The sequence below is a fragment of the Pontibacter sp. Tf4 genome, from assembly GCF_014212495.1.
Taxonomy (GTDB): Bacteria; Bacteroidota; Bacteroidia; order Cytophagales; family Hymenobacteraceae; genus Pontibacter.
Window position 1 is genome coordinate 138,484 of the sequence record NZ_JACKZC010000009.1, and the last position, 16,243, is coordinate 154,726.

Annotated in this window: 12 protein-coding genes; 5 read left to right on the plus strand and 7 right to left on the minus strand. The window is 50.1% G+C overall.

Features of this window, described 5'->3' with window-relative positions; genetic code table 11:
* The first annotated feature begins 630 nt into the window (after positions 1-630).
* From H7F15_RS15645 to H7F15_RS15660, 4 genes are all read left to right on the plus strand, one after another.
* Positions 631-4,053, plus strand: coding sequence for an amidohydrolase family protein (locus H7F15_RS15645; protein WP_255481281.1), 3,423 nt, complete (start codon positions 631-633; stop codon positions 4,051-4,053).
* Between the two features lie 204 nt (positions 4,054-4,257).
* Positions 4,258-6,258, plus strand: a complete 2,001-nt coding sequence (locus H7F15_RS15650) for a tetratricopeptide repeat protein (RefSeq protein WP_185197928.1) — start codon at positions 4,258-4,260, stop codon at positions 6,256-6,258.
* Positions 6,259-6,303: 45 nt separating this feature from the next.
* Positions 6,304-7,146, plus strand: coding sequence for a thermonuclease family protein (locus tag H7F15_RS15655; RefSeq protein WP_185197929.1), 843 nt, complete (start codon positions 6,304-6,306; stop codon positions 7,144-7,146).
* Between the two features lie 35 nt (positions 7,147-7,181).
* Complete coding sequence (locus H7F15_RS15660; protein ID WP_185197930.1) at positions 7,182-7,565, plus strand: hypothetical protein; 384 nt, start codon at positions 7,182-7,184, stop codon at positions 7,563-7,565.
* A 34-nt stretch (positions 7,566-7,599) separates the two neighbouring features.
* Here the strand turns inward: H7F15_RS15660 and H7F15_RS15665 are convergent, their stop codons facing one another.
* From H7F15_RS15665 to H7F15_RS15675, 3 genes are all read right to left on the minus strand, one after another.
* Positions 7,600-8,451 (minus strand): universal stress protein, encoded by an 852-nt coding sequence (locus H7F15_RS15665; protein ID WP_185197931.1) that lies wholly within the window; start codon positions 8,449-8,451, stop codon positions 7,600-7,602.
* Positions 8,452-8,582: 131 nt separating this feature from the next.
* Positions 8,583-9,644 (minus strand): DUF6687 family protein, encoded by a 1,062-nt coding sequence (locus H7F15_RS15670; RefSeq protein ID WP_185197932.1) that lies wholly within the window; start codon positions 9,642-9,644, stop codon positions 8,583-8,585.
* A gap of 157 nt (positions 9,645-9,801) precedes the next feature.
* Complete coding sequence (locus H7F15_RS15675) at positions 9,802-10,098, minus strand: HNH endonuclease (RefSeq protein ID WP_185197933.1); 297 nt, start codon at positions 10,096-10,098, stop codon at positions 9,802-9,804.
* Positions 10,099-10,241: 143 nt separating this feature from the next.
* On the opposite strand from H7F15_RS15675, the gene H7F15_RS15680 reads away from it, so the two are divergent.
* Positions 10,242-11,492 (plus strand): MFS transporter, encoded by a 1,251-nt coding sequence (locus tag H7F15_RS15680; protein WP_185197934.1) that lies wholly within the window; start codon positions 10,242-10,244, stop codon positions 11,490-11,492.
* 79 nt (positions 11,493-11,571) lie between these two features.
* On the opposite strand, the gene H7F15_RS15685 is transcribed toward H7F15_RS15680, so the two are convergent.
* From H7F15_RS15685 to H7F15_RS15700, 4 genes are all read right to left on the minus strand, one after another.
* On the minus strand, positions 11,572-13,083 hold the full coding sequence (locus tag H7F15_RS15685) for a carboxypeptidase-like regulatory domain-containing protein (protein ID WP_185197935.1): 1,512 nt from the start codon (positions 13,081-13,083) through the stop codon (positions 11,572-11,574).
* A 282-nt stretch (positions 13,084-13,365) separates the two neighbouring features.
* Positions 13,366-13,734, minus strand: a complete 369-nt coding sequence (gene csgH / locus H7F15_RS15690; protein ID WP_185197936.1) for a curli-like amyloid fiber formation chaperone CsgH — start codon at positions 13,732-13,734, stop codon at positions 13,366-13,368.
* 30 nt (positions 13,735-13,764) lie between these two features.
* Positions 13,765-14,349 carry a hypothetical protein gene (locus tag H7F15_RS15695; RefSeq protein WP_185197937.1) on the minus strand — a complete coding sequence of 195 codons (585 nt, stop codon included), beginning with the start codon at positions 14,347-14,349 and terminating at the stop codon, positions 13,765-13,767.
* 92 nt (positions 14,350-14,441) lie between these two features.
* Positions 14,442-15,557, minus strand: coding sequence for a hypothetical protein (locus H7F15_RS15700; RefSeq protein ID WP_185197938.1), 1,116 nt, complete (start codon positions 15,555-15,557; stop codon positions 14,442-14,444).
* Positions 15,558-16,243 lie beyond the last annotated feature (686 nt).

A 16,243-nucleotide genomic window follows, 5' to 3' on the forward strand; every position in this document is an offset into this window, starting at 1 on the left:
GTCGCGCTGCCTATCGGCACCGGAACCTGCCAAGGCGCTCAACCCAAAGACTGTAATCTTTCGATAGCAAATCTATAGCTTATTTGATTAGCTATAGTTCTGTAGCTTTTCTCGTAGTTGAAATTCCGTAGGGACAGGTAAACCTGTCCTGTTCTCAGGCTGTAACTATAGAACTATAGTTGAGACTATAGCTTTTGCAGAGATTGTCCCCTTGAGGGGACTACAGGGGTGTTAAAGCAGTAACTATGAAACTATAGTTAAAACTATAGCAATAGCAGAAATTCCCCCTTCGAAGGGGCAGGGAATGACTAACCGTAACTATGAAACAATAACACTAACTATAGCAAAGCCCAAATCCTGAAAATCCCTAAATCCTGTAAATCCTGATTCAGACATAAACTCCCTCTCCTATTCATGGAACAAGGCCTGAGTAGGATAAACCCAGGCGGTGACATCGAATGCCAACTATAGAACCATAACACCCAATCCACAAAACACAGGTTAAGCCAATAAAACAACCTATCTGCCGACAATTCAGCTGTATTTGTCTAAAGCAGTTTTTTACTCAATTCTCAATTCGTATATTCACTTTGACTAACCTTACTCTTTTGTTCATCAATCAGAACAAACATGAAAAAACCAATACTAACCTATAAGCACAGCTGGAAGAAAAACCTGCTTCTGCTCTGCTCGGTAGGCTTGCTGCTGGAGCCTGCTATGGCCCAGGAGGCAGCCAAACCCAAAAAAGACGACACCAAAAAGGAAGAGAAAAAAGATCTTCCGCTGGAGGGTGCCCGCAAGATCAGCATCAACACCAGCGAAGGCTCGTGGCTGGCCCTGGATGTAAGCCCGGATGGCAGCCAGATCATTTTCGATATGCTGGGCGACCTGTACCTGCTACCTATAACAGGAGGTAAAGCAACCCAACTGACCGAAGGCATGGCTTTCGATACACAGGCCCGTTTCAGCCCGGATGGAAAGTCGATCGTGTTCATTTCGGACAGAGATGGCTCGGACAACGTCTGGACGATGAACCTGGCTACGAAAAAGACGAAGCAGATCAGCAAGAGCAAGAACGAAAACTTCTTTTCAGCGGAATGGACGCCGGATGGCGAGTACCTGGTAGCATCAAAAGGACGCCGTAACCTGAAGCTGCATCTGTATCACAAAGACGGTGGCACGGGCGTACAGCTCATCAGCAAACCGGAAACCCTGAAAACTGTAGAGCCTGCTTTTGGCAAGGATAGTCGCTATATCTGGTTCTCGCAGCGCATCGGTGCCTGGAACTACAACGCACAATTACCACAGTACCAGTTAGCCACCTTCGACCGCCAGACCGGTGAAGTAGATACCCGTACCTCGCGCTATGGCTCTGCCTTCTCGCCTACCCTGTCGCCGGACGGCACCTGGCTGGTATATGGTACGCGCCACAACAACCAGACGGGCCTTATTGCCCAGAACCTGAAAACCGGCGAAGAGAAATGGCTGGCCTACCCGGTGCAGCGCGACGAGCAGGAAAGCATAGCGCCAATGGGCGTATTACCTGCCATGTCGTTCACCCCGGACAGCCGTAACCTGATCGCTTCGTATGGCGGTAAGATCCACAGTATTCCGGTAGCAGGCGGTGCAGCCAAAGAGATCCCGTTTGAAGTTAAGACCGAGATCGCCGTTGGCCCGCAGCTGGACTTTAAATACCCGATAAAAGACGACAAAATGATGACGGTTACGCAGCTGCGCGATGCAGCCGTGTCGCCGGATGGCAAGCGCGTAGCCTTTACCGCACTGGACAGACTTTATGTAATGGACTACCCGAACGGCACACCAAAACGCCTGACGGAGCAGGACTTTACACAGGCACAACCAGCCTGGTCGCCGGACGGTAAATCTATCGTTTATGTAACCTGGGATGAGAAAACCGGTGGTGCCATATACAAAACAAACGCAAACGGCAAAGGCAAACCAGTAAAACTGACCGAAGAAAACGCTGTTTTCCAGGAGCCTGTCTGGACACCGAACGGAGAGCGCATTGTGTTCTCGAAAGGATCTGCCCATGAATACAAGATAGCCCCGGGCCCGGGTGCTTTTGATGCCCGCCAGACCATAAACTGGATTCCGGCAAAAGGTGGCAAAAGTACGTTTGTAACCAATGCCAGCATCGGTGCTAACCCGCACTTTGTAAAAGGCGAAGACCGTATTTACCTGTACAGCGGCTCCGATGGGCTGATCTCGATCCGTTGGGATGGTACCGATAAGCGCTCTTACCTGAAAGTGAAAGGTATTACCACGTTTGGTACGGTTGCCGGCGATGGCGTGATGGAGGAAATGTGCCACATGCTGCACCAGAACGAGCGTGAGCCACAGCAGAAACCTTCCGAAGCCACTACGCTTATTAAAGCGCCTGTCGGCGATAAGGCCCTGGCGCTCATCAACAACGAGATTTATGTGGTAACTATACCGGTAGTAGGTGGCGAAACGCCAACTATATCAGTAGCAGATGTAGCTACGTCCTCTTTCCCAAGCTGGAAACTAACCGAAATTGGCGGGCAGTTCCCGAGCTGGTCTGCTGATGGCAAAACGGTTTACTGGACGATAGGCCATGGTTTCTTTGCTTATAACCTGGACGAAGCCCGCGCGAAGAAAGAGCAGATGGACCTGGATGCCGAGAAGAAAAAAGAAGCCAAGGTAACCGAAGCAAAAGCAGACAGCGCCAATGCTGAAAAAGAAGCAATTGTTATAGAAGGCTACAAGCCAAAAGAAACCAAAATTGCCATACAGGTACAGCGTGACATTCCGCAGGGCATTGTGTTGCTGCAGGGTGCCCGCATCATTACCATGAACGGCAACGAGGTGATCGAGAACGGCGACATTCTGGTAGAGAACAACCGCATAAAAGCTGTTGGTAAATCAGGTTCGCTTACAGTGCCGCAGGGTGCTAAAATAGTGGACGTAAAGGGCAAAACCATTACGCCTGGCTTTATTGATACCCACGCACACATGTGGCCGCGCTGGGGCGTGCACACCAACCAGGTGTGGATGTATGCCGCTAACTTAGCTTACGGCGTAACCACCACCCGCGACCCGCAAACCGGAACAACAGACGTGCTGACGTATGCTGACCTGGTGGATGCCGGTAAAATGGTTGGTCCGCGCGTGTACTCTACCGGCCCGGGCGTAGGCTTCTGGTCTTATAACCTGAAGAGCCTGGACCAGGCAAAGAGCATTCTGCGCCAGTACTCAGAGTACTACAATACCAAAACTATAAAGATGTACCTGGTTGGTAACCGCCAGCACCGCCAGTGGATCATTATGGCTGCCAAAGAGCAGGGCTTGCTGCCAACTACCGAAGGTGGCCTGGACTTTAAACTGAACATGACACAGGCCATCGACGGTTATCCGGGTCATGAGCACGCCTTCCCGATCTACCCGCTTTACAAAGATGTGATCGATTTTGTAGCTGAGACCAAAATGGCTTACACCCCTACCCTGCTGGTATCGTATGGTGGCCCGTGGGCAGAGAACTACTACTATGCTACAGAAGATGTGATCGGCGACAAAAAGCTGAACTACTTTACTCCAAAACCGGAACTGGATGCCAAAGCACGTCGCAGACCAGGCTGGTTTGCGAAAGAAGAGCACATTTTTGAGCGCCACGCCGAGTTTGTGAATAACCTGGTACAGAAAGGTGGCCTGGCCGGTATCGGCTCGCATGGTCAGCTGCAGGGCCTTGGCTACCACTGGGAGCTTTGGTCGGTGCAGTCGGGTGGCATGAGCAACCACGATGCCCTGAAAGTTGCCACGATTCTGGGTGCCAGATCACTTGGCCTGGAAGGTGATATCGGATCTATTGAAAACGGCAAACTGGCTGACTTAGTGATTATGGACAGTAACCCGCTGGAGAATATCCGTAACACCAACACCATAAAGTACGTGATGCGTAACGGCCGTCTGTACGATGCCAATAACATGGATGAGCTGGCCCCTACCGCCCGCAAAGCGCAGGAGTTTAACTGGCACAGCGCAACACCGGTTGGCGTACCTGGTATTCAGGAATAAGTTAAAGTTATAACAATGCCTATAAAGCCCTCCGTTTACGCGGAGGGCTTTATTTTTTATAGTTCATGCAACAGCAGAGCGGCTGCGTAACATACAATAAAACAATTATATAGAAATGTGCATGTTAAAGTAAAAACGTTATATTTGCTAAGTTTAAGCCGCCACTTTTCTACTACAAAACAAACTTTTACGCCACCGTTGCTTATGATTGCAGCTCTACTGATCCAATTTATTTTACTGCTGATTGTGCCGCCCAGGGCAGCGGAACCTACTCCTCTTACCGGCCCCTCAAGAGCAGCGCTGCACCATAAAGTGGAGGAACTATGTGAGCTCAGCAAGAACTACTGGTACACCGATCCCAAAAAAGCAGTTGCCTATGGCAAAGAAGCCGTAGAGGAGGCAACCAAACTACAGGACAGCGCCCTGCTGGCCCTGGCTTACAACAATGCCGGTGCCGGCTTCTATAACCTTGGCGACTATAACACGGCCACCGAATATTATTACAAATCGTTGCGGTTGCGCGAGGTGCTGGCCGATACGATAGGATTAAGCACCAGCTATAACAACATCGGCAACATTTACATCAGCCAGTTCAACTATAGCAAAGCCCTGAGCTACTATAACAAGGCCATGCGCCTGGCCGAAAAAGTTAATGATACCCTATCAATGAGCAGGGCGCTGAACAACATGGGCAATGTGTATGAGCGCCAGCATAAATACCACACGGCCCTGCACTATTACCTGAGAGCCCTGCCCCTGAAGGAAAAAACAAACGACAGCAGAGGCACCACCATCAGCCTTGTAAACATTGGCTACACGTACCAGAAGCTTGGGAAATACACCCGGGCACTCCATTACCTGCAGCGCGGCCTTGCCCTTACCATCCGAACAAATAACCTGAACAACCAGGTTTATGCCTACCGCGGCCTCGCCGAAACCTACCAGGGGCTGAAAAATTATCCTAAGGCGATCCTGTATGCCCGAACAAGCCTTGAGCTCGCCCAGAAAACCAACTCCAAAGCCGAAGCCAAAGAATCTGCTGATGTGTTGCACAAGATCTTTAGCAGTACCGGCGATTATAAACAGGCCTACGACTACCTGCAGCTCTCCTCGGCCTATACCGACAGCATTAATTCCGAAGAAATAACCCGCCAGACCACCAGCTACCAGGTAAAGTACGAAACAGCCCGGAAGGAAAAAGAGAACCTGCAACTGCTGGCCGAACACGAACTGCACAAAAAAGAGATAGAGCACAAAACCCTTATCCAGTATGCAACTATAGTGCTGCTGGCCATGGCCCTCGTGCTGACCGTTATTGTATACCGGGGCAACCGCCGCATCAAGCGCATGAACAAGGCGCTCTCCCGCAAAAACAAAAAAGTAAGCCGCTACAGCCAAAGCATTAAACGCCAGAAAAACGAACTGGCCACACAGGCACTTGCCCTGCATCAGCAGAAAGAAGAGCTCGAGAAACTGAACAAGCTAAAGGATAAGCTCTTTTCGGTGGTGGCTCACGATATTAAAGGTCCGCTGCAGTCTCTGAAATCGTTGCTGGATATGCTGGCCATGGGCCGGGTACCGGAAGAGAAATTTGCGTACTTTACTGAGTTACTGGCAAGCCAGCAGCAAAGCACTCTCTGGCTGGTAGACAACCTGCTACTCTGGACACGGTCGCAGATGCAGGGCACAAACGTTAAGCTGCAACCCGTAAACCTGCATGCCCTTACTGAGGAAAACATAACCCTACTTTCGCCGCAGGCTCAGCGCAAAGGCATCAGCCTGCATAACATGGCGCACTCCAAAGCCATTGTGCTTGCTGATACCGAAATGATTAAACTGGTGCTCCGTAACCTGCTCTCGAATGCCATTAAATTCTGCAGTCAGGGCGATGAGGTAACTATAGAAACAGAACTACTGGACGGTAACGAGCTGCAGGTAACTGTGCGCGATACGGGAATAGGCATTAGTGCTGAAAACCAGGCACGCCTGTTTGGCTTACGCACCTACACCACACTTGGCACGGCCCGCGAGAAAGGCAGCGGCCTGGGGCTGGCGCTCTGCAAGGATTTTATAGAGAGCAACGGAGGAAGCATCTGGGTGGAGAGTGCGCCGGGCGAAGGCTGTACCTTTAAGTTTACACTGCCTGCCCTTGTACGCCAGCCCAACGAAGTACAAGCCGTACAGCTTGAAGCCGAAACCGCATAAAACCACTGCCAGCCCGTTATAGTATAAGGTTGTAAATTCTGTCTTATGTTCTCTAAACTATACCTGTACCTTGCCCTTATCTGTTTGTTCGCCTGTAAGCAAACCGATAAACAGGAGGTGCAGGAGCAGTTCCGGCAGCGGCAACAGGCAGCCCGGCAGGGCGCTACAGACCAGCACAGCACCGCCACACAACCTACCCCGCAAACCACAACAGCACCGCAGCAGCCCGAAAATGCAGCAACTCCCACGCCTGCCGGCGATAAAGTAGTAGCTGTAAAAGATGGCGACACGATAGAACTGCTGCGTAACGGCGAAACGATAAAAGTAAGATTGTATGGCGTGGACAGCCCGGAAAAGACACAGGATTTCGGGCAGCGGGCCCGGCAGTTCACCTCCGACCTGGCTTTCGGGAAACAAGTGCGCCTTATAGTTCATAACAAAGACCGCTATGGCCGTACTGTTGGCACCATTATATTACCCGATGGCCGCAACCTGAACGAAGAACTGGTAAAGAACGGCATGGCCTGGCACTACAAGGCTTACTCCAAAGACAAGAACCTGGCTAACCTGGAAGCGGATGCCCGCAGGTACAAACGCGGATTATGGGCAGAACCAAACCCTACTCCGCCCTGGGATTACCGCAAAAACGAGCGTGAACTATCGGCAGAGAAAAAGGCTAAAAAAGAAGTTGCAGCACAAAACGCCCCGCTGCCAGCCGGCGCTACCAAACGCACTGTGTACCTCTGCAACAGCTCCGGCTCTAATGTTTACCATGTAAGCAAAAACTGCTCTGTGTTAAAACGCTGCAAAGCCGATGTACTGACTGTTACAGAAGCCGTAGCCATACGCGAGTATAACCGCCGCGCCGACAAGACCTGCGCCAATTAAAAACAATCCGTATCTTTGCTCCATACACCCTTTTTATGAAAACCAGAAACATCTTTGCCCTTGCTATAGTTGGAATACTTTTGTTTGCCTGCCAGCCAACTGAACAGCAACAGGAAACTACAGTTGCAAATCCGCAACAGCCTGCTATTACCATAGATACTACACAACGCCGTCCGGCACCGGACTTTTATGTGATAGCGCCGGGCACAGAACGCAAACGCGTATGGGTGTGTGATGATCAACGATCCGACGTGTTTCACGTGGACAACCGTTGCGAAGTGCTGCTGACTTGTACCGGGGTATACAAAAATGTATCGTTACAGCGCGCGGTAGAAGAGTACGACCGCTACCACTGCGAAACCTGTAGCCAGGAATATGCCGATATGTTTGATCAGGATAAAGTGCGCTACGACTTTTAACCACATAACGAAAAAGCCCCTTTCGGGGCTTTTTTTATTTTCTGTCGTGTAATATCAGCAAAGGTATTTCGGCCTGGTAGGTCATGCGGTCGGCGAGGCTTTGCGAGAACAGTTCTGCAAAAAAGCCTTTGTGCCTGCGCAGAATAGCCATAACACCGCCCTGGTGCTGAGTGAAATAGCTGCTGAGACCTTCGTCGCGGCGCTTGTTTTCAACAACATGCATTTGCAGCGGCACATCCGGGAAAGTGCCTTTTACACTGTCCAGGAATCTCTCGGCACGGGTGTTTTCTTCTACGCCGGTTTCCTTTACCACATGCACCATATCAATCTGCGAGTTGAAAAGACTGCCCAGTTCCACTACTGTTCGCAATGCATTCAGGTCGTCATCGGCATAATCGGTTGCATAAATGATGTTGCTGAAGTCCGGAGCTGCTGCCTTTGCCGGTACGGCCAGTAAGGTACATTTCACTTCATCTACAACGGCTTCGGTATTGCTGCCGATCAGGAGTTCTTCCAGGGCACTTCCGCCGCCGGTTGTTCCCATAACTACCAAGTCATACCCTTCATTTTTGGTCAGGTGCTCGGTCAGATCGGTTAGCAGGGCTTCTTTCAGGAGGTAATCGCAGGTAAAGCTGCCTGCCCGGTTGGCGCCGTATCTTTCCTCTATCTGCATTACCTGTGCTTTCAGGCGCTCGCCGGCATCGCGGAGCTGTTCGCCCAGCAATTCTCCTGCTACCAAAGCTGTTTCGGAGGTATCAACTATAGGCAAATGCACCACGTGCAGCACCGTTAAGTGCCCGCCCGACTGCTTTGCAATATAAATGGCATATTCCAGGGCTTTGGTTGCAGTCGGCGAAAAATCGGTTGGGCAGAGTATCTTTTTCATGAGTTTTAGGTTACCGTGTAGCTATTTATATGCTAATATTACTATCTATACGCAGGATGGCAAATCTGTTGCATGGAAAGATCCCGAAAATGACAACAATCATCTGCAGCCGTTGCTGCCGGTAAGCCAAACTATAGTTGCTGCCCCAGCACCTTAATTTCTTTCCAGGACCAGTTATACTTCGGTACAATACCCTGGTAGGCCTGCCGGTAATACTGCACCACTGTTTCCTTTAAAGTCTCAACCGGTATCCCCGAACTATAGATCTCCCGCTCTGTAGGGTTGGCGTAACTTTCCTCACGGTTCAGGTCCTTGCCCTGCAGGCGTAACAAAGGGCCGGTTTCGGTCAAGGCGTCGCTGGTCCAGGTACGTTCGCCTGTTTCCAGGGCATTGAGGCGGGCAGCAAGCGGGGCCATGGGCAGGCGTGGCAGCACTGGCCGCGAAGCAAGGTCTACCCAGGTAGTGTACTTGTATTCCAGCTCGTAGCGGTTATTATCGTAGCAGGTCAGCACCATATCAAAACCGGCTGTCCGGCTGAATAGCGCATAGTAATGCACAGGTTCAGGTGTTTCGATAATGATAAGGCCGATCTCAGGATGGCGCGTGAGCCTGGTAGCAGGACTATACAGGGTGCGGTACCCCAGCAGCACATCGCCAACTTCATCTTCCCAGATGCCGCGTTCCCAGTCCGGGTCCTGTAAAACCTGCTTAAAGCGGGGCAGGAAATACTCAAATTTCTTTACGCACTGCACCGTCTCTTTCTCTTCCATTTCGTCGGCAGCAAAAGGCTTGTAAAACAGTTCCCGCTCCCGGGAATTTATCCAGCAGACAAGTTTCAGCGCTTCGCCGGCCAATGGGTGGTTCAGGTCCAGCTCCCTGAAATCGCCGATAAGCGCCATCTGCCGCAGCAGTTCCTCGTGCTCCAGCGCCAGTTCCGGGTTCAGCAAACTCCAGACACCCACAAAACCGTCGATGTCAAAATGGTTGGCCGTTACGTAAGGCAGCTCTAGCCCGGGCAGGTTTTGACGTAAGGCATTCAGCACCATGGCAGCGCTGGTATCGTCGCGCACATCGGCTGGCGTAGGAGCGCCGCGCCAGTGCGACAGCACCAGCCCGTTCGGGTGCGTGCTATCCACAACTATGGCTTTTTTATCTTTTAACTCCGAAAACGGAATAAATTTCTTCTTGATCATGGTATAAAGGTGCGAAACCGGCAGCTCAGAACCAAAAAAGGCTACTCACAACTATAGCTATGTCGTCCTGAAATTTCCGGCAACTATAGTTTTGCCGGTTCTTAAAGATGATTATCAACTATAGTTCTTTTATCGGGGCCGGTCTTTCAGCTAAAGTTTATCTTTTACGGTTTCTGCCACGACGGTTCGAGATACGTTCCAGTCGTTTGCCTTTTACCCATTTCAGGTACTTTTGCAGCGGCTCGGCCTGTTGCAGCGCTGGTATGGTGTTGTAAAGCACGGCCAGCTCGCGGTTGGTGAAGGTAAGGTGCAGGGTGCTGTGGCAGGGCTGGCAAAGCTCGGCGGTGGCACCATAGCGGCCGCCCTCTTCGCGCGGCACCAGGTGGTGCCTGCTTACCTGCTGCACCTCACGCCCGCAAAGCTCACACTGTATATCTCCTTTTTCAGCTGCCATAAACTGCCGGTTTGCCAAACTATAAACAACTAACTATAGCTGCTGGTTATATACGATGTCCAAAAATAATACAGGTAACCGTACTGCAAAATGCGTATGAATTAGCTGTACATTTGCCGCCTTACTTTGCCCCAGAATAAACTATGAAAATGCCGCACCAACCAAGAACCAATACTACCGCTACCGCCGGAACGCTGGTACCGAAAACAGAGATCCGCGAAGGCCTGCTGATCTTTACGCTGGCAGCCATCCAGTTCACGCACATGATGGATTTTGTGATCATGATGCCGCTGGGCCCGCAGCTGATGCGTATCTTTAACATTTCGCCGAGCGAGTTTGGCCTGCTGGTTTCGGCGTATACGTTCAGTGCGGCTGTGGCTGGTTTTCTGAGTGCCCTCTTCATCGACAGGTTTGACCGGAAACATGCTATGCTGGGGTTATACTTCGGCTTTACGATAGGTACGCTTGCCTGCGCCCTGGCCCCTACATTCAGTTTGCTGCTGGCGGCACGTGTGGTGGCAGGTGCTTTTGGCGGTGTGCTGGGCGCCCTTATTTTAGCCGTTATCGGTGATGCCATACCAGAAGAAAGACGTGGTGCCGCGACTGGTAAAGTAATGGCAGCGTTCTCGGTGGCCTCAATTGCCGGAGTGCCGGTGGGGTTGTACCTGGCGAGCGTTACCAGCTGGCACGCGCCATTCTACCTGCTGGCCGGGTTAAGCTTTCTGGTACTGCTGGCATCTTTTAAGCTGTTACCCCCCATGCGCGGCCACCTGACCAACGCCGTAAAACAAAACCCGTTTCTGGTGCTGAAAGAGATCCTGCAGAAGCGCAACCTGCAATGGGCCATGGCCCTGATGATCACGTTGACGATGGCTGGTTTCCTGGTGGTGCCATTCATCAGCCCGTACATGGTTGCCAATGTGGGTTTTACAGAAACGGAGCTGAGCTACATTTACCTGTTTGGCGGTATTGCGACGGTGTTTACCTCGCAGTGGGCCGGGCGCCTTGCCGATAAGCATGGCAAGCAACGTGTGTTCATTATTTCGGCGGTGCTTTCTATGGTGCCCATTTTGCTGCTTACCAACCTGCCACCGGTGCCGCATTACATTGCGCTTATTGTTACCACCATCTTTTTTATATTGTTTGGTGCCCGCTTTGTTCCTGCCATGGCCCTGATCACATCCAGCGTAGAGCCAAAGCTGCGCGGTAGTTTTATGAGCATCAACTCATCGGTGCAGCAGCTGAGTGCAGGTGTAGCCGCTTTTTTATCAGGTCTGATCGTGCAGGAAACCGCATCTGGAAAACTGCTTAATTTTAACTGGGACGGCATTCTGGCCTGTGTTATTACTTTGCTGGCAGTTTGGGTGGTGCGCTACCTGAAAGCAGTAGGGTAATAGCCAGCTAAACCAACTATAAACTATAAAAGCCGCGTGAAGTGCGGCTTTTATAGTTTATAGTTCAGGTAAAGGTTTTCTATTTCCAGTCCGGCATAGTACCGTTTGTGAAGAGCTGTTTGCGGTTGCTTCCGTCGGTGGCATCCATTACCCAGATGGTGTTTGGTCCCTGGTTATCGTTAGGGGCATTTACGAAAATGATCTTGGCACCATCCGGAGAGTAACGCGGGAACAGGTCGTTGGTGCCGGCCGGTTTGTTTCTCGACATATCCACTTCCTCGCCGGTAGCTATGTTACGTACAAAGATACGGGCGTTGAGCTGACGGCCTTCGGCATTCTCGAAACCATCCACATCTTTGGTATATAGCAGCTTCTGCCCGTTTATAGAAAGTGACGGACTCTCCACACGGCCCGGCAGGTTACCTACCAACAGTGTCATGTTGCTACCGTCGGCATTCAGAATGTAAATCTCGGAGTCGTTTATGTCGGAACCTATAGTTTGTGCTACAATCTTATCGCCGCTGGCAGTCCAGTCGAGCATGCGGAAGTGGCGGCCGGCCGGCGCTTTGGCGATCAGGCGCAGACCAGTGCCGTTGCGGTCGATGCGGTACAGGTTATCATAGTTGGCGTAAAGTACCTGTCCTCCATCCGGAGACCATGTAAAACCGATACCCTGGTTATGGTAACCAACCAACGGAATAGTGGTAAGCTGGCGTTTTTCGGAACCGTCGCGGTTCATGGTATAAATGTGCGGCTCCATACCGATGTTGGAAGAGTAAGCGATCTTATCACGGTTCGGGCTGATGACAGGCCACCATTCGCGGCTAAAGGAGTCGGTCAGGCGGAAGCGTGTGTTCTGGGTGCCATCCGAACTATAGATATCCCAGTTACCGTTTACTTCGGAGGCAAACACGTAACGGGCCAGCGGCATCTGCTGGGTGGCAAAGCTCCATACCGGGCCGTTGGTTACTTTTCCGCTACTGTTCTCTACCAACACCTGCCAGAAGTAAGTGGTATTGTACTTCAGGTTGGTAACGGCTACCATGGTGTCGGTTACATTCTCTTTTATAAGCTGCTTGTGCGTAGAGCCCGATTCATAGAGGTACACATCATAGGTAAACACGGAATCCTGGCCTTTTACAAAAGCAGGCCTTTGCCAGCGGAGCGTATCGCTTATCCCCTGGTTCTGGGCGTTCTCGGCAGGATCCGGGTTGGAGGGCAGGCCGGGAGCACCTGTGCTGGTACCGTTTTCCGCTGTCATCATGATCACCACATCCGTCTGTACATCATTTTTAACAGCTACTGATACCGTCTCGTTTTTATAGCCCGCCTTTTTAGCAGTTACCATATAGTTGCCACCCGATACACCCACCAGCCGGAAACGGCCTTCATCGTCGGTAACTACAGCTGTGGAAGCAGGGTTGGTAGTAATGGCCGCCCCGATCATGGGCTGGCTGGTTTCCGCATTCAGTACCACGCCACTGATAGACCCTTCGCCGGTTGGCGCAATGGTATCTTCGTTGCAGGCAGCGAATCCGATAAGTAAGGCAAACAACAGAATAAGGTTAAGGGTGCTTGTTGTTTTGAACATAGGTTAGCGGTTTAGAAGATATGTTTTCGGAGTTTGGATACATGCTCGCTATAATGGCTTTAAGGCATAACTATAGTTTCAGATCGCCTCAGATTGTGCCATTAGTTTCAAATATAGTTATATACGGATATAGTAGTTTATAGTTATAAATCCCTAAAATTTCTTTGCAAAATTTAATTTACATCTTGTTCTGACTCCCCGAAACCATAAAAAAACAAAGCCACCCCCGCCCCTTTTAAGAGCGCTGGTGGCTTGTGTAGTAATACTTACTGACGGTATAGCTTACTCCTGACCGGAACTATAGGTAGCTGTGGCAACCGGCTTCCCGTCCCGGAACACATCCAGGTGCAGCCTCAGGTCATCGGCCGGCGAAACAGACACGGTGGTTTGTGATAACGTTACCGTTTGCCCGGGTGCTGCCTGAAACGCACCTGCCTGCGAGGTGGTGGAAGTACCGGAACGGCCCTGCCTGCTGCACCTGAACTTGTAGGTGAAGTTAGCTTTCCCGGGGCTGTTGTTCTCAAACACATTACTGATCTGCAGTCTACCATCTTGCCACTCTGTTTCGATGCGGGCATCGTATGGCGTGGCCTGGGTCTGCTGACCGGCAAAAACTATAGTTGCCAGGCACATCAGGAGTAGTAGATTCATGGTAAATAGGGTTTAAAGACAAAGGTTCGGTTACTTTTTAGACGCAGCTATAGTTACCGGCACGCCCCAGTTGCTTTGCTCTATGGTGATCTGCATGTTGTTGCCCTGTTGCACCACTTGGTACGAACGCGAATTAAGCGTGGTCTCGATCTGGTTGATGGTGTTGTTATGGCCCTGCTGCACCAGGGTATGCTCTAAATTGGAGCCGCTTATGACCTGGTTTATTTTATTCCCTGAGCCATCCTGCACAATGCCCGTGGTATTGTTGTAGCCATTTATGTAGCCGGTATACAAGTTATTATTACCCTGCTGCGACACCACCGTGGTATTGCCCTGGCCTTGTTGGGTAAGCATTGCATTGTTCAACAGGCCTGCCTGGGTAATTACCGCTATATTAGGCTTTGCGCCGGCTGTGTATTGGTCTATAGTTGCTGCGTTGGAGTTACCTGCCTGGTGAATCAGTGCTTTGGACTGCTGGGTCTGCCGGCTTACCAGTTCTGCAAACTGCTCAGTGCCGATGGTGTTGATCAGCATGCGCTCTTCTTCGGTGGTTTGCGCAAAAAGTGTGGCTTGTAGCCCCAGTTGCAGTAAAATAAAAAGGATTGCCTTTTTCATAGCACATGATCTTTACAACGTGACTCTTTAAATAAAATGTCCTCCCCGGCCATAGTTTATACGAACCGGGGAGGACAAGTAGTGACACTATATTATTGGTTGATAGTAGCTACGTTAGACATACCTACCTGCGTGGCGATGGCTGTGTTGTTTACACCACCCTGCATGATAGTGGCTCTGTTGTCCCAGCCGGCCTGGAATACAGCAGCTGTACCGCGCTCGCCCCACTGGTGCACATCGGCCATGTTCTCGTAACCAGACTGAACTACGGCAGCTGTGTTCAAGGTACCTTCCTGGGTTACGTAAGCTTCGTTGCCTTCACCAATCTGCTGTACCACAGCGGTGTTCAGGTAATCTTCCTGCGATACATAGGCTTCGTTACCTGTACCAACCTGCGCTACAACAGCCATGTTCATCACTCCATCCTGGTAAACATCGGCCAGGTTGTCTTCGCCCATCTGCACTACAGCAGCGCCGTTCATGCCATACTGGTCAATGATGGCTTCGTTTCTGCTACCAGACTGTACAGCCATTGCTGCGTTTGAACCATCCTGATCCACATCGATGATGTTTTCATCGCCACCTGACTGCGACGTCACGGCTATGTTCAGGTAACCATCCTGCTCTACCCAGGCTTTGTTGTTGTAACCGCCAGTCTGAGCCATGTAAGCCTGGTTCAGGTCGCCGTCCTGGTCTGCGTTAGCATAGTTATCACGACCGCCAACCTGTACAATTTCAGCAGTGTTCATCTCGCCGCCATACTGTCTGATGTAAGCTTCGTTGTCTCTGCCGCGCTCCTGAGAGATGGTAGCAGTGTTGTGCTCATCTGACTGTAGAATGTCGGCAGTGTTTCTGCGGCCGCCAGTCTGATCGATGGTAGCATCGTTTGAGTAGCCACGCTGATCAACAACGGCATCATTTCTTCTGCCTCTTGTCTGGGTTACAGTTGCTCCATGCTCAGCACCAGACTGCTCCACATAAGCGCCGTTGTTTCTGCCTCTTGTCTGAGTTACAGTAGCGCCGTTGTCGATACCAACCTGGGTAACAAAAGCTTCGTTTGAGCGGCCACGCTGCTGGGTTACGGATGCATCGTTAGAGATACCGGCCTGGTTAACGCTGGCAGTGTGGTTTCTGCCGCTCTGAGCAAATGCAGAGCTGCCCGCTAAAAGCAGAGCTAATGTTGCTGAGTAGATGAATGATTTTTTCATAATGGTTTTAATTGGTTTAGGGTTTTAAAAATGATTTAACTATTTGAATTAATTTTTATATTATCCTTATACATTGATAAATACAAATAGTTACATATTTAGATGAAATAATTAAAATATTCCATTATGAATTTTAACTTAATCTTTAAAATGTTTGTTTAAACGCTGTTTTAAGCTTTTTGATAGTCAATTTTATTTAGAAATAATTATAAAATAATTTTAAAATTTATTTCAATCCCCTGATTTATACTTTAACAACAATTACACTTTACCAATCAACACCTCTCATATTCCTGTATTTAAGGGCATATTTTTTAATTAAAGTATGATACAACGTGAAACTCATTCTTAAAAACAGGTCATCGAAGAGCGTAAACTAACCGAATTTGTGCTTTTCAGAGACAGGCACATAGGCTTATAGTTGTTGCAAAACCACCTGAATATAACTTTACCAATAACTATAGTTTAAACACTATAACATAAAGCAGGAGCAACAATAGGAAATGTAACTATAGTTTAGAGCAACTGCCAAAACGCAGTAACCGGTTAGACTTCTTCACCCTCATTCACAGGTCACCCTCTAAACCACACTGAACTATAGCACCGCGCTGAATTGAACTGAACTGAGAAAAGTAGCAACTATAGTTTGGCCACCTGATTTTCTTCCGGAGTAAACATCCTGGTGC